The sequence below is a fragment of the uncultured Mucilaginibacter sp. genome (genome assembly GCF_903893715.1).
Lineage (GTDB): Bacteria > Bacteroidota > Bacteroidia > Sphingobacteriales > Sphingobacteriaceae > Mucilaginibacter.
Genome location: NZ_CAITNG010000004.1, coordinates 36,460 through 57,331, shown reverse-complemented (window position 1 = coordinate 57,331; position 20,872 = coordinate 36,460). Strand labels below are relative to the sequence as shown.

17 protein-coding genes are annotated in these 20,872 nt (G+C 44.3%); 8 read left to right on the top strand and 9 right to left on the bottom strand.

All coding sequences use genetic code 11. From position 1 onward, the window contains the following. The first annotated feature begins 135 nt into the window (after window positions 1-135). The 3 genes from QZX97_RS00400 (at window position 136) to QZX97_RS00390 (ending at window position 3,134) form a co-directional block, all read left to right on the top strand. Window positions 136-492, top strand: coding sequence for a BlaI/MecI/CopY family transcriptional regulator (locus QZX97_RS00400; protein WP_295654937.1), 357 nt, complete (start codon window positions 136-138; stop codon window positions 490-492). A 300-nt stretch (window positions 493-792) separates the two neighbouring features. Next, window positions 793-2,535 (top strand): M56 family peptidase, encoded by a 1,743-nt coding sequence (locus tag QZX97_RS00395; protein ID WP_295663975.1) that lies wholly within the window; start codon window positions 793-795, stop codon window positions 2,533-2,535. 113 nt (window positions 2,536-2,648) lie between these two features. Beyond that, entirely contained in the window at window positions 2,649-3,134 is a 486-nt protein-coding gene (locus QZX97_RS00390) for a TspO/MBR family protein (protein WP_295654942.1), read from the top strand. 206 nt (window positions 3,135-3,340) lie between these two features. Here QZX97_RS00390 and QZX97_RS00385 read toward each other — a convergent pair whose 3' ends face one another. After that, on the bottom strand, window positions 3,341-4,717 hold the full coding sequence (locus tag QZX97_RS00385; protein ID WP_295654944.1) for a lactate utilization protein B: 1,377 nt from the start codon (window positions 4,715-4,717) through the stop codon (window positions 3,341-3,343). A gap of 70 nt (window positions 4,718-4,787) precedes the next feature. Continuing rightward, window positions 4,788-5,525, bottom strand: coding sequence for a (Fe-S)-binding protein (locus tag QZX97_RS00380; RefSeq protein ID WP_295654946.1), 738 nt, complete (start codon window positions 5,523-5,525; stop codon window positions 4,788-4,790). Between the two features lie 169 nt (window positions 5,526-5,694). Here QZX97_RS00380 and QZX97_RS00375 point away from each other — a divergent pair, with 169 nt between their 5' ends. Continuing rightward, window positions 5,695-6,093 carry a hypothetical protein gene (locus QZX97_RS00375; RefSeq protein WP_295654948.1) on the top strand — a complete coding sequence of 133 codons (399 nt, stop codon included), beginning with the start codon at window positions 5,695-5,697 and terminating at the stop codon, window positions 6,091-6,093. Between the two features lies 1 nt (window position 6,094). Here the strand turns inward: QZX97_RS00375 and QZX97_RS00370 are convergent, their stop codons facing one another. Both QZX97_RS00370 and QZX97_RS00365 read right to left on the bottom strand, forming a co-directional pair. Continuing rightward, complete coding sequence (locus tag QZX97_RS00370; protein ID WP_295654950.1) at window positions 6,095-7,930, bottom strand: tetratricopeptide repeat-containing sensor histidine kinase; 1,836 nt, start codon at window positions 7,928-7,930, stop codon at window positions 6,095-6,097. A gap of 217 nt (window positions 7,931-8,147) precedes the next feature. After that, entirely contained in the window at window positions 8,148-8,711 is a 564-nt protein-coding gene (locus QZX97_RS00365) for an acyl-CoA thioesterase (RefSeq protein ID WP_295654952.1), read from the bottom strand. 408 nt (window positions 8,712-9,119) lie between these two features. Here QZX97_RS00365 and QZX97_RS00360 point away from each other — a divergent pair, with 408 nt between their 5' ends. Next, the gene (locus QZX97_RS00360) at window positions 9,120-10,034 is read left to right on the top strand and encodes a hypothetical protein (RefSeq protein ID WP_295654954.1); all 915 of its coding nucleotides are present in this window, start codon (window positions 9,120-9,122) and stop codon (window positions 10,032-10,034) included. 44 nt (window positions 10,035-10,078) lie between these two features. Next, window positions 10,079-13,033: an outer membrane beta-barrel protein gene (locus QZX97_RS00355; protein WP_295654956.1), complete on the top strand. Its 2,955-nt coding sequence runs from the start codon at window positions 10,079-10,081 to the stop codon at window positions 13,031-13,033. A 130-nt stretch (window positions 13,034-13,163) separates the two neighbouring features. Here QZX97_RS00355 and rplT read toward each other — a convergent pair whose 3' ends face one another. The 5 genes from rplT to QZX97_RS00330 all read right to left on the bottom strand — a co-directional run bounded on the left by rplT (window position 13,164) and on the right by QZX97_RS00330 (window position 17,437). Beyond that, a complete protein-coding gene (gene rplT, locus QZX97_RS00350) occupies window positions 13,164-13,508 on the bottom strand; it encodes a 50S ribosomal protein L20 (protein ID WP_295654958.1) in 345 nt (114 codons plus the stop codon). Window positions 13,509-13,579: 71 nt separating this feature from the next. Next, window positions 13,580-13,780, bottom strand: coding sequence for a 50S ribosomal protein L35 (gene rpmI, locus QZX97_RS00345; RefSeq protein ID WP_295654960.1), 201 nt, complete (start codon window positions 13,778-13,780; stop codon window positions 13,580-13,582). Between the two features lie 385 nt (window positions 13,781-14,165). Continuing rightward, window positions 14,166-14,735 carry a translation initiation factor IF-3 gene (gene infC, locus QZX97_RS00340; RefSeq protein ID WP_295654273.1) on the bottom strand — a complete coding sequence of 190 codons (570 nt, stop codon included), beginning with the start codon at window positions 14,733-14,735 and terminating at the stop codon, window positions 14,166-14,168. Window position 14,736: 1 nt separating this feature from the next. Continuing rightward, complete coding sequence (gene thrS / locus QZX97_RS00335) at window positions 14,737-16,662, bottom strand: threonine--tRNA ligase (RefSeq protein ID WP_295654275.1); 1,926 nt, start codon at window positions 16,660-16,662, stop codon at window positions 14,737-14,739. 412 nt (window positions 16,663-17,074) lie between these two features. Continuing rightward, window positions 17,075-17,437 (bottom strand): hypothetical protein, encoded by a 363-nt coding sequence (locus tag QZX97_RS00330; RefSeq protein WP_295654276.1) that lies wholly within the window; start codon window positions 17,435-17,437, stop codon window positions 17,075-17,077. A gap of 103 nt (window positions 17,438-17,540) precedes the next feature. Here QZX97_RS00330 and QZX97_RS00325 point away from each other — a divergent pair, with 103 nt between their 5' ends. After that, a complete protein-coding gene (locus tag QZX97_RS00325; RefSeq protein ID WP_295654278.1) occupies window positions 17,541-18,197 on the top strand; it encodes a hypothetical protein in 657 nt (218 codons plus the stop codon). Between the two features lie 441 nt (window positions 18,198-18,638). Continuing rightward, entirely contained in the window at window positions 18,639-20,819 is a 2,181-nt protein-coding gene (locus QZX97_RS00320) for a glycosyl hydrolase (RefSeq protein ID WP_295654280.1), read from the top strand. Window positions 20,820-20,872: the final 53 nt, after the last annotated feature.

The following is a 20,872-nucleotide window of genomic DNA, read 5'->3' as shown; positions in this document are numbered from 1 at the left end:
ACTTTCTCTTCTTAGCGCTATGCGCCCCGCTATAAGCGCTTTGCTAACTGCTCACAAATTTATTACGTTAAAATCTGTTAAATAATTTGGATAATTACGAATTGTTCGTAGATTTACGAAATAATCGTAATTGAAATGGAAAAATTATCAATACAGGAAGAAGAAGCCATGCAGGCTGTATGGCAAAACGGTAAAGGTTTTATCAAAGATTTCCTCGAAATATTGAACGAGCCCAAGCCGCCCTACACTACCCTGGCATCAACCATAAAAAACCTCGAGCGCAAAGGCTTTTTAAGCAGCGAAAAAATTGGCAATACGTACCGCTACGCGCCGGTAATAAAAGAAGAAGAATACAAAAAGCAGTTTATGAGCGGTTTTGTGAACGACTATTTCCAAAACTCCTATAAAGACCTCGTTACCTTTTTTGCCAACGAGAAAAAGATAAGCGCGGCCGAACTGCAGGAGATCATCAAACTCATCGAAAAACCTTAAAACCTAAAACCATGCCAGCTTTATTCGTTTTTTTACTGAAAGTAAATATCGCGCTGTTACTGTTTTGCGCGGGTTATTACGCGGTGCTGAGGCATCTTACTTTTTACACGCTCAACCGCGTTTACTTAATTGCGGCAATTTTGTTCGCTTCGGTTTATCCGCTCATCAACCTCGATGGCTTTGCACAACGGCACGAGCAGATTGCACAACCCGTACAGGTGATACTCAACCTAGAAACACCCGTGGTACAGGTGGTTAAGCCCATAGCCCCCCCCCGATTATTGGTATTGGATAGAAGTGGTGTTTTGGGTAGGGGCGGCCCTGCTGGCCATGCGCCTGTTGATGCAATTGTTTTCGCTGTACAAAATGTACCGCAAATCAACCCCGGCAAACATTCACAACCATCAGGTACGCGTTATCGATGGCGATTCCGGCCCATTTTCTTTCTGGAAAAGCATCTTCATCAATCCGGCCAACCACCCTCCGGGCGATATCAAAGCCATTTTATTGCACGAACAGGTACACGTAAACGAATGGCATACCCTGGATATATTGCTGGCCGAACTAAGCACCATATTCTACTGGTTTAACCCCGGCGTATGGTTGATGAAGCGCGCCGTGCGCGAAAACATCGAGTTTATTACCGACCGTAAAATATTGCGTAACGGTATCGATAGCAGGCAATACCAATACAGCTTGTTGAACGTCATCTTCCCCACATCGCCGCAAGGCCTGGTAAACCACTTTAATTTATCAACCATTAAAAAACGGATCATCATGATGAATGCTAAAAGATCTTCTGCTATAAACTTGTCGCGCTATATGTTGTTGGTTCCCGCCGTTATAGCGCTGCTGTTGGTTTTCACTGTTTCGAAAGCAGAACTAAATAGCGTTAAAAAAGGCGGCGTAAAAATGTTAAATGCGCTAAAGCTCGAGGTAAGTAAAATGAGCATGAATGCTTCTCCGGTACACAAAGATGCCCCCTTGCTAAATGCGGTTAGCGGGTATTCCATTCAACCCGATACATCGCATCAGGCTTTGCTTACACTTATCGATACGGTAAAAAAGAACCAGCCCGACTTGCCGCTCTACATTAACGGGGTAAAAGCAGACCAAAAAGGTTTGGCCAATATAAACCCCGAAGACATAGCCAAAATGATAGTCTATCGCGATAGCAAAGCTAAAACGGATGACCCGGAAAAGGCCGGTTACATATCGGTAGTAACCAAGGGCAATGAAAATTCGGAAGCAGTAACTGCCCTGAACGAAAAAATGCGCAAACAGTTCGGCGTAATGGTGCTTAATACCCTTAACAACTCAGTTTGGGCGGTGGGCAAGCCAATAGGGGTAACCAGCGTTAAAGTTAACGGCATGACTATTCAACCGCTTACACTTAATGTTAATACTTCCGAATTAAGTGATATTACCGTTAGCGGGAAAAAAATAATCAATGTCAGGATAAATGGTGATACCGTATGGAGAACCGGAGCGCCAGGGTCCTTAGATTACATGATAAAATCAGACTCACTATATGGCATTAAAAGGGTTTTTGTCGACGGACATACCATACGCGTAACTCAGCACAACCGGGATTCATTGGTGCGTGCGATGAGTAGGCTTATAGTTAAAGCCGATGGCACAATATTAAGGACGGATTCGTTATTGGCGGCGAAGAGGGGGCTAACTGTAAATGCTGACGGAAGCGTAACAAGGATAGATACAGTATATGGCTTGGGTGTAGTTGGGGTCAAAGATAACAGGCCGGTATATGGCTTAACTAAGACCTTGCATCGTGCTTCACCATTGACCGGACTTAGTGTTAACAAAGTTTACACTTTTCCTCGTAATAGTTTATCAGCAGGCCCGATAAACTTTACCGATAAACTGATCATCATCGATGGCAAAGAAGCAACACCAAAGCAACTAAAAAAGCTTTCGCTCCAACAAATACAAAGCATCGACAATTTAAGCGGACAGCCTGCCAAAGTCCAATATGGTGATAAAGGGAAAAACGGTGTACTGATAATAACTACCAAAAAGTAACGATGCTCGCAAACCTTTGACAACTTTCCAAAGTTGTCAAAGCTAACCCGGCTTTAACTTACTTAGACAAAACAATCTAACTTTGTGCCGGTTAAACCCTAAAACAAAGTAACATGCAAAAGTCTGGTTCTGATAACGTCCCGTTCATAATTAGTATAGGTATAACCTTAGCCATAGGTGGGGTGGCCAGCTTTTTTACGATATCACAAATCAGCAGCTGGTATATTTACTTGCACAAACCATCATTTAACCCGCCCAACTGGCTTTTTGGTCCGGTATGGACAGCGCTTTACATCGCTATAGGCATTGCAGCCGCCTTGGTATGGCAGCGCAGGCAACAGGCTGCACACTTTACAACTGCCTGTCGCATTTATGTGCTTCAGTTGGTATTGAATTTTTCCTGGTCCATTGTGTTTTTTGGTATGCACCAAATAGGGGCGGCATTAGCAGTTATTATGGCGCTTTTGGTTTGCATTATCATCAACATAGTGGCATTTGGCAAAATAAGCAAAGCGGCGGCTTGGTTATTGGTGCCCTATTTGGCATGGGTTAGTTTTGCCACGCTATTAAATTTTAGTATTTACGTACTAAACAAATAACCCCTCCGTGCTGGCGCACGCGTGCCGTGGCTGTCTATGCGTTATGCCGAGCTATCCGTTGACGCGATTCACGTAAGTCTACGCCTGTTTCTCCGACTACAGCCCACTGCGCACATACGCACGTTCCAAAAACGCTCAAATTAAAACTTCAACCCAACCACCAATCCGACCTCTGAAGTCAGACCTCTGACATCCGACTTCCGAAATCAACCCTTCCTGTTCTTCGCATACCACTCCCCAAACGATTCCTTAGGCGGCGTCGGCATATCCCGATGTTTGTACCAGGGGTTTAGTTTATTGTTCACGGCAAAAGGTGCGTGTTTCATTACCCAGCGGCCAATTTTGCCACCGGTATGGTAAACTGCCGGGTTCGATAGCGTAAAGGTCATCACCTGCATCCCCGCTTTTTTGGCCGTGGTGGCATAACCGTTTTTAACGATAACCTGGCGCCATTTGTATAACTGATCGTGTATGTCAATCTTCACCGGGCACACATTACTGCACGATCCGCAAAGGGTAGAGGCAAAGGGCAGGTCGGCATATTTTTCCATATCCAGGTTAGGCGCCAATATAGCCCCTATAGGCCCCGATATCGCATTATGGTAACTATGCCCGCCACTGCGTCTATATACCGGACAAGTATTCATACAAGCCCCGCAGCGTATGCATTTCAGCGAGTTCCTAAACTCTTCACGTCCCAATTGAACACTGCGCCCGTTATCTACAATAATAATGTGCATTTCCTCGCCTTCGCGTGGTTTGCTAAAGTGGCTGCTATAGGTGGTGATGGGTTGGCCGGTAGCGCTGCGCGTCAACAATCGTAAAAATACCCCCAAATGCTTCCTTTCGGGGATGATTTTCTCAAAACCCATACTGGCAATATGAACATCGGCCAGGTGCGCGCCCATATCGGCATTGCCCTCGTTCGTACACACTACAAATTCGCCTGTTTCAGCTATCGCGAAGTTTACGCCGGTCAAGGCCACCTTGCGGGTCAAAAAGGTCTCGCGCAGGTGATGGCGCGCGGTCTCGGTCAAAAACTGCGGGTCGGCGTTGCCTGCCGGTGTACCCAAATATTGGTGGAACAACTCGCCTATCTCTTCTTTCTTTTTATGGATGCAGGGCAACACAATATGGCTTGGCGGTTCTTTAGCTAACTGAACAATGCGTTCGCCCAGGTCCGAGTCGATCACATCAATGCCATTCTCCATCAAATATTCGTTCAGGTGCAGCTCTTCTGTCAGCATCGATTTGCTTTTCACCATCCGGTTTACACCGTGTTGCGTCAAAATATCGTGCACAATTTTGTTATGCTCCTTGCCATCGGCCGCCCAATGGATAATGATGCCATTGGCTTTGGCATTGGCCTCAAATTGCACCAGATACTTATCCAAATTCGACAGCACATTATTCTTTATCTGCGATGCAGTTTCGCGCAAAGCCTCCCACTCCGGTATCTGGTGCACCGATTTGTCGCGTTTGGCACGTATCCACCACAACGTCTCATCGTGCCAGTCAACCCGTTCCTCGTCTTTGTTAAATATCTCCGCTAATTCAGCGTGGTCCTTTAGTTCATTAGTCATTGGTTCATTAGTTTATTAGTCCGACCCCAAAAAAATGAAAGTCTTGACTCTTGATTCTCGACTCTTGATTCTATCTTACTCCGTTCAATATCTCCGCAATATGCAACACTTTCACTTTGCTGCCCTCGCGGCGCAATATGCCTTCCATGTGCATCAGGCAACTCATGTCAACACCGGTAATGTATTCTGCCCCGTGTTCCAAATGGTCGGCAACACGGTCTTTGCCCATTTTCGAGGATACTGCTTCTTCCACCACACAAAACGTACCGCCAAACCCGCAGCATTCGTCCGTCCGGCCCAGGTGTACAATTTCTATTCCTTCCACCATCTTCAACAAGCTGCCCGGTTTCGAAAACTCCGGCGCAACAAGCTCACTCATCGACGATAAGTGTAAGCCCCTTTGCCCGTGGCAACTCTGGTGCACGCCAACCTTATGCGGAAATTTGGCCGGCAAGCTCTGTACTTTCAACACATCCGTTAAAAAGCTCGTAAATTCATATATCCTGCTGCTGATGTGGGCCGCCTTTTCGGGATTGGCTTCATCGTGCAAGTGGTCGCGTATGTGCAGCACACAACTGCCCGATGGCGCTACGATATAATCAAACTCCGCGAAATTCTTCACAAAAAGCTCATCGCAGCCATGCGTTAAATGCTCAAAACCCGAGTTTGCCATGGGTTGCCCGCAGCAGGTTTGGTTTTTGGGGTACACAACGGTAACGCCCAATTTTTCAAGCAACTCTAAACAAGCAATGGCCGCATTGGGGTAAAACTGGTCGACGTAACAAGGTATTAACAGTCCAACTGTCATAATAAATGGAATGGTTTAAACTACCGCGTAAATAACGGTATATTTTGATGACCAAAAATAAACTTAAATAACAAGTTTTTAAACCATTTAGCTAAAAACCATCTGCATAACGCTGTTTTCAAAAATTATTTGTATAAAACTATTTCGATTGTTATCGCTTTACTACAGCATGGAACTTGGTACACAAATTACGTGGCTATTTACACTGGCAATACCCATTGCCTGCATCGCATGGACCGTTACCCACGAAGAAGTTTTTCGCGAACCACGCGAGTACTGCCTCAACCGCTGCCACAAGGGCAAAACCATTGCCGAACGTAAGTTCTTCTACCTTTTTACCTGCGAATACTGCTTTAGCCATTACGTTACCGCATTGATGTTGATCATAACCGGCTACAAGCTATTGCTCGATGATTGGCGTGGTTACCTTATTGCTGGCTTCGCGTTGGTATTTATTGCCAATATTTATATGAGTTTATTTGCTTTGATCAGGGTCGACCTGAAAAAAGTTGGGATAGAGGCCAGCCTCGAAGAAGCGCAAAAAGAAGCCGGTCAAAAAAAACAATGATTTAATGGCTTGGCAAGCTAAAGTAAAATGTTGTGCCTTTATCTACTTCCGATGTCAGCCACATTTCGCCGCCGTTTAATTCTATCAGTTCGCGGCATAACAACAGGCCGATACCGGTTCCTTTTTCGCCTTGCGTACCGGGTTTGGTAAAATGCGTTTTTACCGATAAAAGGCGTTCAATTTCCTCGTTGTTCATGCCACGGCCCGTATCGCTTATACCAATCGTTATTTTGCCATCGTTTATGTGCGATGTTACCGTAACGCGCCCTTTGGCCGGGGTAAATTTTATGGCGTTGCTAATCAGGTTGCGTAAAATAACCTTCAGGTGGTTCAGATCCATCAACACAATATGCTCCGGCAAAACCTGGTTTGAAAAAGTGATGTTTTTTTGATCGAACGAATACTTAAAGATACTCTCAATTTCCTCAACAATAGGGGCCAAATTAACATAGGTCGCTTCCAAATTGTTGCCTTTAATTTGGCTTTCGGCCCATTCCAGCAAGTTTTTTAAGGTAAGTTCGGCCCCCCTTACAACCGGCCCGATCGAGCGCATCACTTCTTTCACTTCCTCTTCTTTAAGGTGCCCATCCTCAAACATACCGGTTAAGCTGCTCAGGTTGCCAATAGGGCCGCGCAGGTCGTGCCCAATCACTAAAAGTAATTTGTTTTTCAGGTTATTCAGTTCTTCCAGGTGCTGCGCCTGTACCTCAATCAGTTGCGATTGAGCTATCGTGGCCATGTTTTGCTCGTTCAGGGTTTGCGCCAATATTCTTTTTTGCCGGTAGTAACGGTAAACAATATAAAGCGCTACCATCAGCAATAGCAGCGAAAGCGACAGTATCACAATGATTTTCTTTTGCGATTTTACGATAAGGTTATAAACATCGCCTTTATGGTTGGCTTGGTCTATAGTTCTCAGCTTGTCGTTTAATGCGAAGTAATCGGCAATGATTTGCGAACTGTTTTGCTGATTGGCTTTGCTCAAATTTTGCTCAAAGGCGATATAACGATTTTGATAAGCCATTTGGTTTTTCATATCCCCTTTACTTTCATAAATGCGGATAATGGAGAGATAGGCTCCCGATTCAATATCGGCTAAACCAAGGCTATCAGCTAATAAAAGCGCGCTGTTGGCAAAAAACAACCCTTCATCAGGTTTACGCTCATTTAAAAGGACGTTGGCTTTGGTAACCCAGCAACTTGCCCTTAAGCGTTTGTTTTTTGTAACATAGCTTAAATTAATGGCCGAATCGGCGTAAGCCAATGCCAGCCCGTAATTTTTATGGTCCGTGTTGTCGCTGTATATACCGCATAAACGGCCGTACAGTATCGATTGGGATGCCGTTTTGTTTATCTGCTTGGTAATTTTGAGGGCTTTGTTAACTTCGTTTATAGCCAGGTCAAATTGTTGCTGCCTGCTAAATATCAGCGATCTTTCGGCAATAACCTCCTCCAGTAAAAAACTGTTTGCGCCGGCCTCAAATTCCGCTTTGTTTAAAAAAGTATTGGCGGCACTATAGTCTTTCAGGTCTATATAATTGCGGGCAATATGCCGGTAGCATATCGATAAGTCTACATGATCGGTGCTTTCAAAATATTGCAAAGCCGTATCGAGGTATAACAAACTGAGCTGATGATACGATTGTGCCCAGTAACTGGCACCGATGTTCAAAAAGCTTTGTCCTGTACCCTTTGCGTAGCTGGCTGTTTTCGATTTAAGCAGGGCCTTTTCGGCAAGTTTGCGTGCACCTGCAGGGTCTGTTAAAAAAGTATCGTAAGCAACCGTGTTGATATTGTCTATGTCGGCGGCCGAAGCAGCATCGTTTTTTAACAACACAGTATCAGCAAATATCGATGCCGAACAAAATGTCTTTTGTGTTAAAAAACATATAAAAATTAACCACCGCCACTTCCTCATTAATACAGGGTATATGTGCAAATTATCAGGCTGCTTAGGTTATGTTTCAGCACGATAAAAAGAAATAAATAATTATTATAACAAATTAAACTTGCATTATTAATCCACTCTTTTACGTAATTTTATTAATAAAGGTTTAGTTTCTTAAAGTTACAAGGCACCTTTCGCTTTTTAGCAACTCCAGGTACTGCTCATAATCTACCGATGTTTTCATGTGTTCAACTTCTTCGCGGTAGTTTTGCCTCAGTTCTTTGCGCTTTATCGCTTCGGCAAACCGGCGTATCTGTTGCGGGGTCTCCAGTATCAGTCCGGGCACCTGTACGGGTTTGTTGCTTTCGTCTTTTGCCACCATGGTAAAATAACTGGTATTGGTGTGTTTTAACGTATTGGTCTTTACGTTTTGCGATATGATGCGTATCCCCACCACAATAGACGTGTTGCCCACATAATTTACCGAGGCCATTACCGATACCAGTTCGCCCACCTCAATGGGTTCCAAAAAGTTCACCGTATCTATCGATGCCGTTACGCAATAATTGCCGGCATGTTTGGCAGCGCATACATAGGCTACTTTGTCCATTAACGATAGCAGGATGCCCCCGTGTATTTTGCCCCCAAAATTGGAGTAGGAGGGGATCATCAGTTCGGTAATGGTAGTTTCCGAATAGCTGATGTGTTTATAGGTTTGATCTTTGCCCATATTAGTTTTTTTCGTGTTATATTTTATATTTTCGCCCCCGATTAAAATAAATAGCTATTGTTATGGTATGCCGCTCCGCAAGCTGATGAAGTAAAAACTATCAAATTAGTTACATTATCTAATCGAATGGAATAATTTCAGTAAATATCACAAAATCAGTGTGTTAAAAAAGTATTACTTACTGCCTTTGCAACAATTGTATGACAGACACGCAACAATTATAATACATTCAGTTTTTAGTGCAACTAACGTTGTAAATTCACATCCAGTAACCAAAACCTAAAAGGCTTTATATCTTTCACCGGTCGATTAGGCTATTTATAAATGGAAACATCCGATACAAAACTATATCAAAAAAACTGAATTGAAACTGGTTCATTTATAGTTAAAAGTAGAAAAAAACAATTTATGAAGAACAAATTTTTACCCTTATTTAACTTAACAGCAATATTCTTGTTTGTTTGCTTTGCAGCGCAAGCACAAAAGAAACTCGAAAACGTACAGCAAGGCAGTGTAGTTGCACCCGAAAAAGTAAAAATAGACGGTAAGTTCGGCGAGTGGGAAGATACTTTCGCCGCCTTTAACAAAACCACCAAATTGTTTTATACGCTATCAAACGATGGTAAAAACCTTTACCTGGTTGTTAAATGTACCGATGCCATCAACAATACAAAAATAATGGGTGGCGGCGTTACGCTAACCATCAATACCGCCGGTAAAAAGAAGGAAGAGGGTGCATACAGCGTTACTTTCCCGATAGTTGCCCGCGCCAACATGCGTGGTTTGCGCCGCCCGCGTGGTGCAAATCAAAATACGGTGCAAGATTCCGCTTCGCTTGCCGACGCGGCAGCTGCCCGTAAAACAGTCATATCCTCTATCAAAACAATTGGCGTATCCGGATTTAAGGATATCACTGATTCTGTTATCTCTATCTACAACGAATATGGCATCAAAGCGGCCGCCAATTATGACGATCAGGCAAACCTGCTTTTCGAATTGTCTATCCCCTTAAGCCTGTTGAATATATCGGCCGACAACCCTAAAGAGTTTGCCTATAATATCCGCGTTAACCCGATACAAATGGGAAACGGAAACTTTGGCGGCGGTAACCGCGGTGGCGGCGACGCTGTACGCGTAGGTGGTGGTGGCGGTGGTTTCGGTGGTGCAGGGGGCGGTGGCGGCGGCCGTGGTGGAGGCGGCGGCGGCGCAGGCGGCGGTGGTGGTTTTGGCGGTGGCGGCGGTGCACGTGGTCCTGACAATGGTACCGAAGAATTACTCAGCCCAACCGACTTTTGGGGCAAATACACATTAGCAAAAAAATAAACACACGTAGTAATAAATAAATTAAAACCTAAACCAAACTACTGATGAAAAAAATTCTATTTATACTCGGTGCAATTCTTTTTGCCGGCCAGGTCTTCGCCCAAGGTGGCGGTGGCGGTGGTGGCGGCGGCTTTGGCAACGGCGGCCGCACCAGGGCACAGGCTCCGGTTTTGCCCCCGGCACCGCTCAGAGAAGTGAGCGGCGTAGTGCGCGACTCGAGCGATAACCCCATTATCGGCGCAACCATCACCTTAACATCAGCTAAAGATACCGTACGGACAAGTACCAACGTGGATGGTATTTTTGTATTGAAGAATGTAAAATTGGCTGTTTTTACATTGTCTATTAACTCAATAGGCTATATACCAAAGGTAAATAAGTACAAACAAAACGACGTACTGAAAAAGCTCGTGCTCGACCCCATCATCCTAAAGGAAAACTCGACACAACTAAAAACTGTTACCATTAATGGTGTGCCAAGTATCACTTATAAGGTAGATACGGTTGAGTATAAAGCCAGCGATTACAAAGTGCGCGAAAACTCCACCGTTGATGAGCTCCTCAAAAAAATGGAGGGCTTTGAAGTAGGCAGCGACGGCTCCGTTACCCACCAGGGGCAACAAATAACCAAAGCCAAACTAAACGGTAAAACCTATGCCAGCGGCGATGTGGCAACGGCAATCCAAAATTTACCTGCCGATATAGTCGAAAAAATACAGGTTGTCGACGATTACGGCGATCAGGCTGCCCGTACCGGTATAAAAGATGGCGATCCCCAAAAAGTATTAAACATTACCACCCGTGCTGATAGGTCGGTCGGCGAAACTGGTCGCGCCATAGCACGCTATGGTAACGACGACCGCTACTATGCCAACTTGTTTGTTCAGCGTATAAACGCCAACCAGCAATTGGGTTTAATTGGCAATTTAAGCAACACGGTTAACGGTGTGGCCTCATCGGGTATAGCAGGTGGTGCAACCAATGGCGGTGGCGGCGGTACTGGTGTTGGCGCAGGGGCCAGGGGTAGCAGTAGCCCGGGCACAACAAAATCGGGTGGTCCAAACATCAACTACCGCGACCAATGGGGTAAAAAAGTACAGGTGATAATGGGTTATGGCTTTAATTTTAGCGATAATTACGCCATCAATAGTAGTTATGGAAGCAATTATACCAGCTTGGGCCAAAGTAACTTTGTCAGCAATGGTACATCCGAAAACGATAGCCGCAATCACAACGTAACCTTCGAGATGGATATTGATGCGGATAGCTCAAACTATGTTCAAATTAATCCATCATTTAGCTACTCCAACTCAACCAATTCGAGCAATTCCTTCAACAATACCGTCGATCTTTTTGGTCAGCAAAATGGTACTACGCCATCAAGCTACACCAATTTTCAACACCCGGTAACTACAGGTTTAAACAGCAATATAAGCAGCTCGCCAAACTACGGCATGATCGTACTTTATCAGCATATATTCAAAAAACCCAAAAGGAACATATCTTTTCAGGGAAGTATAAATAAATCCACCAGCAACGCCAACGGCGAGACGAATAAAAATTACCTGTACTATGCCGATACGACAGAAAATACAGTGATAAACGATTCGTTGGTGCACGAGTTTACTTATCGTACCAGTATCAATACAACCTTGCGCGGTAGCATGACTTACTCCGAACCGATAGGGCAGTTTTCAAGGTTTGAATTTAACGGTCAAACCAGGCGTTCGTCATACGATAACACGGCAACTGTTGATAGTATCCTGGCCAACGGTACCACAAAACACCTCGATTACCTAAGTAACATCTATAACTACTCCTTTACCGAAACCCGTTTAACATTTAACTATAGGTTCGAGGGTACTAAATGGAACTGGTCCTTGGGAACTACATTAGTGCCAACGGTTTTGGCCGGTACAAAATTAGATAACGGCGCCGGTGCCGATGTGTCAACTTCACGTTCCGACTTCAAGATTATCCCGGTATTTCGTTTTGCTTATTCATGGTCGCGCACCGAAAGGTTCACTTTAACCTATTCGGGAACCAACAATGAACCAAACTTTACGCAAATTCAGCCGTTTATCGATAAAACGAATCAAAACAACATCATCGTTGGTAACCCTAACCTGGTTCAATCGTTCAATAACTCCATAACTGCACAATACAATAATTATATAGCAAATTCAAAGCTTAACTTCTCTTTAAATGGCAATGGCTCGTTTACCGATAACCAAATATCGTCAAACGTGATACAGATACAGAGGCCAATAGGAGGCGGCAAAACCAAGACGGTTGATACCACCTTCTACGTTAATTTAAATGGCGCGCACGCTTATGTTTTGCGCTATAACATCGCCAAACAATTAGACGACCGCCGGTACAACCTATCGTTAAACGGCAACATCACTTATGGTTACAGTGTGGCAATGAGCGGCACCCGCGATTTTACTACCAATGCGCTTACCGATATCCTTTACCATAATACCAACTGGCGCTTCGACGAACGTTTCGGGCCACGCATCGACCCGGTTGAAGACTTTGAAATCAATCCATACATAGGTTACGATCTGTCAAGAAGCTTCACATCCCTTCCGGGCGCCGTAGGCTCTGCAAGTGTGCTGCAAACAACCTCATTGGCTGTTGATGGGTACTGGTACATTTTAAAGCTGTCTAAATTTACCTACAGCGCAACCAAAAGCTATGTGACAGGCTTAACAGGTTTAAGTACTAACCCCTTGGTAATAAACGCCGGTTTTGAGCAGGAGTTTTTAAAGAAGAAGAACCTCGTCATCACCTTCAATATTTTCGACTTATTGCACCAAAACAACTTCATACAGCAAACCGTAACGCCAACAGGTGTTACCAATACCTTATCCAACTCGCTGAGCAGATACTTCCTGTTTGGGGTACGCTTAAACCTGCAAAAATGGAGTGGTACACCAACACGTAACGGCAAGCAAATGCAACGCCGCGGCGATGGTAGCTTTATCTATAACTAAGCTTATAATCAACCAATAGAGTAGGGCATCCGTTAGCTAACGGATGCCCTTTTTGTTTAGCTTGTATTGGTCCAACAAAAAAAGCCTCCCGACGATAAGTCGGGAGGCTTCTGATTTTATAAGCTAACGCTTACTTTACCGAATCAACAATGGCTTTAAAAGCTGTTGGGTGATTCATGGCCAAATCGGCTAATACCTTACGGTTCAAACCAACTTCTTTAGCGGTTAATTTACCCATTAATTGTGAGTAAGAAATACCATACTGGCGGGCACCTGCGTTGATACGTTGTATCCACAAAGCCCTAAACTCCCTTTTTTTAGCTTTACGGTCGCGGTAAGCGTATTGTAAACCTTTTTCAACTGTGTTTTTAGCAACGGTGTAAACCTTGCTTCTCGATCCCCAATAGCCTTTGGCTAGGTTCATGATCTTTTTTCTGCGTCTTCTCGACGCTACTGCGTTAACTGAACGTGGCATTTTCTTGCGATTTTGGTAGTGAGTGCCTTGCGGACTTTAATACTCTAATACCTGGTTAAAAATTTAATTAATTACTTGCCGATACAAAGCATACGTTTTACGTTACCTAAATCCGCATCGCTTACTAAGCTGGTGTGGGTTAGGTTACGCTTACGTTTGGTCGACATCTTGGTCAAGATGTGGCTTTTGTATGCGTTTTTCCTGGTAATTTTACCGGTTCCAGTAATGCTAAAGCGTTTTTTAGCGCTGGAATTGGTTTTCATTTTTGGCATAACTCTGTTTTTGTTTTAATGTGCAAATGTGCTCCCGATAGCTATCGGGATGTGCAAATCTGCAAATTGATTTATTATTATATAATTAGAAAACTCTTTTTAGCATTTGCACATTTACACACTAGCAAATACGCACATTTAATAAGTATTTGCACATCTGCACATTTACTCATTTGCACATTTAAAGTATTTGCACATCTGCACATCTACTCATTTGCACATTTAAAGTATTTGCACATCTGCACATTTAGTCATTTGCACATTTAAAGTATTTGCACATCTGCACATTTACTTATTTGCACATTTAAAGTATTTGCTCATCTGCACATCTACTCATTTGCACATTTAAAGTATTTGCACATCCGCACATCTACTTATTTGCACATTATTTTTTGCTTCCTTTAGGCGTAACGGTTAAAAACATCCGTTTACCTTCCAACTTTGGTAACTGCTCCACCTTGCCTACATCTTCCAGTGCCTGTGCAAAACGCAGCAGCAATATCTCGCCCTGCTCTTTGTACACAATAGCACGGCCTTTAAAATGCACGTAAGCCCTCACCTTTTCGCCTGCTTCCAAAAACTTAATGGCATGCTTCAACTTAAATTCAAAGTCATGGTCATCGGTGTTCGGTCCAAAGCGTATTTCTTTTATAACCGTTTGCTTGGCGTTGCTTTTTATCTCTTTCAGCTTCTTCTTTTGCTCGTAGATGAATTTGTTATAATCCACCACCTTACAAACAGGAGGAACCGCGTTCGGGGATATTTCAACCAGGTCTAATTCCAACTCATCAGCTATCGCTAAAGCTTCCTTTAACGGATACACGCCAACTTCTACATTATCACCCACAAGGCGTACCTCTTGGGCGCGTATAAATTGATTGATGTTGTGTTCGGCTTCTTTCTTTTTGAAAGGGAGCCTCGGTCCTCTGTTAAAATTAGGTTTATTTAAAGCCAAGTTATACGGTTATTTCTTTTATTATTTTTTGTTTAAATTCTTCAATCGTCATGCTTCCTAAGTCGCCTTCGCCATGTTTTCTTACCGAAACCATGCCTTCAGCTGCTTCTTTTTCACCAACAATAAGCATGTATGGTATTTTTTTGACTTCAGCGTCCCGGATCTTTCTCCCTATTTTCTCGTCCCTAAAATCAATAAGCCCGCAAATATCGGAATCTTTTAACGATTCTGAAAGTTTTTTTGCATAATCTTCATATTTCTCCGAGATAGGCAAAATGGTAAATTGCTCCGGCGATAACCACAACGGGAAATTACCTGCGCAATGCTCAATCAGCACGGCCACAAACCTTTCCAGCGAGCCAAAGGGCGCGCGGTGTATCATTACCGGGCGGTGCTTTTGGTTATCGGCACCGGTATACTCCAGTTCAAAGCGTTCGGGCAGGTTATAATCAACCTGAATGGTGCCTAACTGCCATTTACGGCCCAGTGCATCCTTCACCATAAAGTCCAGCTTCGGTCCGTAAAACGCGGCCTCACCAAACTCGATCACGGTTTTTAAGCCCTTTTCTTCCGCTGCTTCAATAATAGCCGATTCTGCCAGTGCCCAATTCTCATCAGTGCCGATATACTTGGCTTTATTGTTCGGATCGCGCAGGGATATTTGCGCGGTATAATCCTCAAAACCCAATGCGCCGAAAACATACAGCACCAGGTCAATCACCTTTTTAAATTCTTCCTTTACCTGGTCCGGGCGACAAAACAAGTGCGCGTCGTCCTGTGTAAAGCCACGTACACGTGTCAGGCCGTGCAGCTCGCCGCTTTGTTCGTAGCGGTACACGGTACCAAACTCGGCATAACGCACCGGCAGGTCCTTATAACTACGTGGTTTGGTTTTGTATATTTCGCAATGGTGCGGACAGTTCATCGGTTTTAAAAAGAACTCTTCGCCCTCTTGCGGGGTTTTTATCGGTTGGAACGAATCCGCACCGTATTTTTCATAGTGTCCCGATGTTACGTACAGGTTTTTATGGCCAATGTGCGGGGTAATTACCTGCTCATAACCGGCCTTCACTTGTGCTTTCTGCAAAAAGTTCACCAAACGTTCGCGCAAAGCGGTGCCTTTGGGCAACCATAGCGGTAAACCCATGCCCACCTTTTCGCTAAAAGCGAACAATTCCAACTCCTTGCCTAATTTACGGTGGTCGCGTTTTTTGGCTTCTTCCAGCAAGGTCAGGTATTCGGTCAGCTCGCTTGCTTTCGGGAACGTAACCGCGTAAATACGGGTCAACTGTTTCCTGCTCTCATCACCGCGCCAGTAAGCACCGGCAACGCTCATCAGCTTTACAGCCTTAATAAAGCCCGTATTGGGGATATGCGGCCCGCGGCATAAATCGGTAAAGTTGCCTTGGGTATAAAAAGTAATGGCGCCATCGGGCAGGTCCTTCAACAGATCAAGCTTATATTCATCACCCTTTTCGGTGAAGTACGCTATCGCGTCGGCTTTGCTGATAGGTTTACGGATATATTCCTCCTTGGTTTTGGCCAGCTCAATAATTTTATCCTCAATCTTCTTAAACTCATCACTCGAAAACTCCCTCTCGCCAAAATCAACATCATAATAAAAACCGGTCTCAATAGCCGGACCGATGCCAAACTTAGTACCCGGATACAGCGCTTCCAAAGCCTCGGCCATTAAGTGAGCCGACGAGTGCCAGTAAGTAGCTTTGCCTTGTGTATCGTTCCAGGTAAGCAGTTTAACGCTGCTATCTTCCTCAATAGGGCGGCTGGCATCCCAAACCTGGCCGTTAACTTCGGCGGCCAAAACATTGCGTGCCAAACCTTCTGAAATGGATAATGCGATTTGCATTGCGGTGATTCCCTTGTCGTACTCACGAACGGAACCATCAGGAAGTGTAATATGAATCATCTACAACTATGATTTAAACGTTTTAAAATTTGTTAATACAAAATCACATACAATCGTGATTTTTTCGAGGTGCAAATATACGGCTTTGATTTCGGATTTCGGATGTTCAATTTCGAATTTGAATGGCGGGTTATGGGTATCCTCAACTATTCATTTTTCGCTTCGTGCTTCAAGCTTCCTGCTCAAAAACCACATGGGTATTTATGGGTATGCTAACCTACCGGTCATGCCGAATTTATTTCGGCACCCCACTCGCAATGTCCCGAACTATCTATCGCGCACTTTGGGTAATTATGGGTATTTTTAATTTTAATTCAATCATTGGCTATACCGGCTGGAATGAAAGAATATTATTCTTTGTCAATCCCTCTCTTGACTCATGACTATAGACTCACGACTCTTGACTCATGCATCACGGCCTCCTCCCATTCTTCCGCCAAACATCCAATGGTATCTTTTTATTAGCGATGATATCAAAATAAAAGATAGTCTGCGTTTTTTCGCCCACACAAAAACGCCAGTATGTAAAAGCATGGTCGCCCAAATCTTCTTCAACTGCTACAGTATAGTAAGGGTCTGCCGGTGTCGGGTCTGTATCAATAGCTATAACCAATGGCCGTTCATGAATTTCCTTCATGTGTTTGTTAAAACTGATAACCTCGGGCAAAGCCGCTATCAATTCTGCGGCCTTTTTTTCCTGCGGCGTTTCCGGTGCATCCTGCGCTATGGCCGCTAAACTAAACGCGATAAATAATAAAGTGAAAACAGTTTTCAAGGCATGTTTTCGATATGTGATTATACTATGCAATATACAAATTTATATCCCAATTAGCAAGTATAACCATATATTTGAATCTATCTTTGACCACTTCATCACCATGAAATTAAGGCTCTTTACTACCATCGTCTTGCTGTTATTATTCCAAAATATTCTGGCGCAAACGGCAAAGGATAGTTTGTACGTATTTGTCGGAGAAAAAATTGAGGTAAAACAATTTTATATCAAACCTTTTGAAATTGATTCCACATCGCAACATGGAATTAGGAAAATGAGAATAAATATGGACGATGGCTTTAATGCCAGATATAAGGTAATCCAAAACGTCTTCAATCATTTCAACAAGGATACAATTGAATTTATAGTTTTCGATCATGAAAATTTAGGGACACCTCCGTTTTCAAAGTTTAAGTATGTTTTGATTTTTGTATCCGAAATAAACGGAAAAATGTACCATCAGAAATATCTTTATTGTGATGTCTATCTAACCAGTGATGGAAAATGGGCAAGTCCCGGAGACCCCAACCGCTTTGGTAACCCATCAAGCAAACCGGTTAAAGCTGTCCCCATTCAGTTTAAGGAGCCACTTATATTTGATATAACAGATTTACCTGCAATTCGCGTCAAAAAGTTGTACCCCGAACCATACTATAAAATTGAAAATAACAAGGCCATCGCCGTAATGGGTGCTTATGTTGACGACTTGTTTGAAATAGAAAAGAACGGTTACCTAAAGGCGAGAGGAATATTTAAATAACTCACACAATTCAAACTTAGTGTCTTCGTGCCTTAGTGGCAACAAATTACTACAGTTGCCAATGTTATCACCAACAACAAACCCCGTGCCTCCTCCGTAAAATTCAAGTTACACACCCGCCAATCAGGACGGTACAGGATGCGTAAAACTTTCCGTTAACCTAATTTTATCATGTTGTTTATAAACCATCCCGATAGCTATCGGGATACCAACAAACATAAACCTGCACCCCTGTACATTCGTTATGGACATATTGTCTATATAACTAATAGGAATTTAGCAGCTTAAGCTTTTTAGTAATAATTTTTAATGTCTTTTTTCGGGGTTTAAAAAAAGGTGGTATTGTGATAGGTTTCAACTTTTTCCCGATTAAAATTGCCATCGCGGGGGTTGTGTGTTCCCCCGCGAGCCGGCAATTCAACCGATGTTTAATCCTTTTCAATGTATAGTTCATACAACATAGCCCCGCGGTATCGTATAACAGCTAAACCATTTCTCCTATTGGCTTTTTGCACCCTTTGGGTTCAACAGCTTTCCGCCCAGTCGGCATGGCAAAAAACCACCATGCCCACCCTTAACGAGGTTTGGGCCAACCTAAAAAACCCGCCCTCGCAATACAGCACCACCGTTACCTGGGGTTGGGATGGCAACATGACCCGCGAGGTTATTGCCCGCGACCTGGATAAACTATACTCCGTTGGTTTCCGCGCCGTAACCATCGAGCCGGGCTACGGCATGGCAGGCAAATACCTGTCCGAAGCCTGGTTCCAGTCCATCAAAACGGCCGTGGAAGAAGCCAAAAAGCGCGGTATGCACATCTGGATCATCGACGAAGGCAAATACCCCAGCGGTTTTGCCGGCGGCAAATTCAGCGAAGAGCGCCCCGACCTCAAAATGAAGGCCTTAACCGGAGGCAGGCCCATACATACTACCGCAGGCCAGGTTACCGACCAAACCCTTACACCCGACGTTTTAAGTGCCATAGCGGTTAACCCCGCCGATAAAACTGAGCAAAATATCGACATCAGCAGCGGCAAACTGCATTTTGTAAGTCCCCCGGGCAATTGGGATATCTATATCGCGCAGCACCAGTTCCGCACCTCGCCAACACGCTCGGCAAACAACCCCACCAAAGGTAAGGACGGCAGTGCCTCGTTAATGGACTACCTCAACCCGGCCGCCACCAAACAATTTTTAGACTGGACCGAAGAACAATACAAAAAATACATCGGCGATGAGTTTGGCAAAACCGTTCTCGGTTTCCGTGGCGATGAACCGGCTTTCAGCTACACACCCTGGACAACCAATTTGCCCGAAATATTCAAAGCAAAAAAAGGTTACGACATCACACCCTATTTAGCCACCTTCTCCATCCCAAACCCAACGCCCGAGCAGGCCAAAGCTAAAGCCGATTATTATGACGTTTGGTCGGACCTGTTTGGCGAGAATTACTTTAAACAGGAAGGCGATTGGTGCAAAGCAAACGGCATCGAGTACATTGTCCACCTCGACAAGGACGATAACATGGGGCAGTTCGTACGTTCGGGCGGCGACTTTTTCAAGGATATGAAGGACTTGCAGATACCCGGAGTGGATGCGATATGGCACCAGATATGGTCAGACACGGTATCCAACTTCCCGAAATTCGCTTCATCGGTATCGCATGTGTACAACAAGCCTCGCGCCTTTAGCGAAACCTTCGCGGCATACCGCCCCGCGCCAAACGACGAGCAGGCCAAATGGGTACTGAACCAGGAAATGGTACGCGGCATCAACATTTTCGAATTGATGTTTGTACCCTCATCCGCCAACAGCGGGCAACTTCGCTTACGCGGTTACATGGCCGAAGACGGCTTCCCCACATTGGTAAAATACACCAACCAGGTATGTTACTTACTGACCCAAGGCAGGCCCGCAACGCAAGTGGCTTTTTATATGCCTACCACCAGCCTGTTTTTGGGCGATATGAATGCTAACAAAAGCCTCATCCACGTTGGCGAACAATTATTAGATAGTCAGCACGATTTTGATTTTGTAAGCGACCAGGCACTAAGTACCGATTTGAAACTTACAAAAGGAGCCTTTGTTACCGCAGGCGGTACAGCTTATACTACTGTGGTACTTCCGGCCATCAGCGTAATAGCCCAGCCTGTATTGGACAAGTTGAAAGCTTTCGCCGCGCAGGGTGGTCATGTGGTATTTATTGGCGGTACACCTGCGCTCATTTCCGATAAAACCGTATTGAACGGCAAACCCGCAACAACCGCCGATTTTTCATGGGCAACAGTTGAACCTTCCGGCGATGTAACGTCTTCGGCCATCAGTAAAATGTCGGCATCCGATGTTAAATTGGCCACCGCCAATCCGATGGTAAAATACATCCACCGCGTTACCAAAGACGCCGATATCTACTTCTTCTTCAACGAAAGTGTAAAAGACGAAACCAATACCCAGGCCACCCTAAAAGGCGATGGCATCATCAACGAATGGAACCCGACAACCAACGAACTGACTATGCAAAACGGTAAAGCGGCAAACGGTTTTATCCCGGTTAATCTGAACTTAAAACCGCAGGAGACCAAATTCATCATCATCTCGAAAACCAAGATGAAACCTTTGTAAATAACAATGAACACACACGAACAAAATGGAGTAATATTGAAGCATAATTATAA

Bases quoted from the DNA above. Each gene is read 5' to 3' on its own strand.
- QZX97_RS00400 (WP_295654937.1), top strand. From the start codon at position 136: ATGGAAAAATTATCAATACAGGAAGAAGAAGCCATGCAGGCTGTATGG.
- rpmI (WP_295654960.1), bottom strand. From the start codon at position 13,780: ATGCCAAAAATGAAAACCAATTCCAGCGCTAAAAAACGCTTTAGCATT.
- thrS (WP_295654275.1), bottom strand. From the start codon at position 16,662: ATGATTCATATTACACTTCCTGATGGTTCCGTTCGTGAGTACGACAAG.
- QZX97_RS00355 (WP_295654956.1), top strand. From the start codon at position 10,079: ATGAAAAAAATTCTATTTATACTCGGTGCAATTCTTTTTGCCGGCCAG.
- QZX97_RS00390 (WP_295654942.1), top strand. From the start codon at position 2,649: ATGCAAAAGTCTGGTTCTGATAACGTCCCGTTCATAATTAGTATAGGT.
- QZX97_RS00385 (WP_295654944.1), bottom strand. From the start codon at position 4,717: ATGACTAATGAACTAAAGGACCACGCTGAATTAGCGGAGATATTTAAC.
- rplT (WP_295654958.1), bottom strand. From the start codon at position 13,508: ATGCCACGTTCAGTTAACGCAGTAGCGTCGAGAAGACGCAGAAAAAAG.
- QZX97_RS00380 (WP_295654946.1), bottom strand. From the start codon at position 5,525: ATGACAGTTGGACTGTTAATACCTTGTTACGTCGACCAGTTTTACCCC.
- QZX97_RS00320 (WP_295654280.1), top strand. From the start codon at position 18,639: ATGTATAGTTCATACAACATAGCCCCGCGGTATCGTATAACAGCTAAA.
- QZX97_RS00375 (WP_295654948.1), top strand. From the start codon at position 5,695: ATGGAACTTGGTACACAAATTACGTGGCTATTTACACTGGCAATACCC.
- QZX97_RS00365 (WP_295654952.1), bottom strand. From the start codon at position 8,711: ATGGGCAAAGATCAAACCTATAAACACATCAGCTATTCGGAAACTACC.
- QZX97_RS00360 (WP_295654954.1), top strand. From the start codon at position 9,120: ATGAAGAACAAATTTTTACCCTTATTTAACTTAACAGCAATATTCTTG.
- QZX97_RS00325 (WP_295654278.1), top strand. From the start codon at position 17,541: ATGAAATTAAGGCTCTTTACTACCATCGTCTTGCTGTTATTATTCCAA.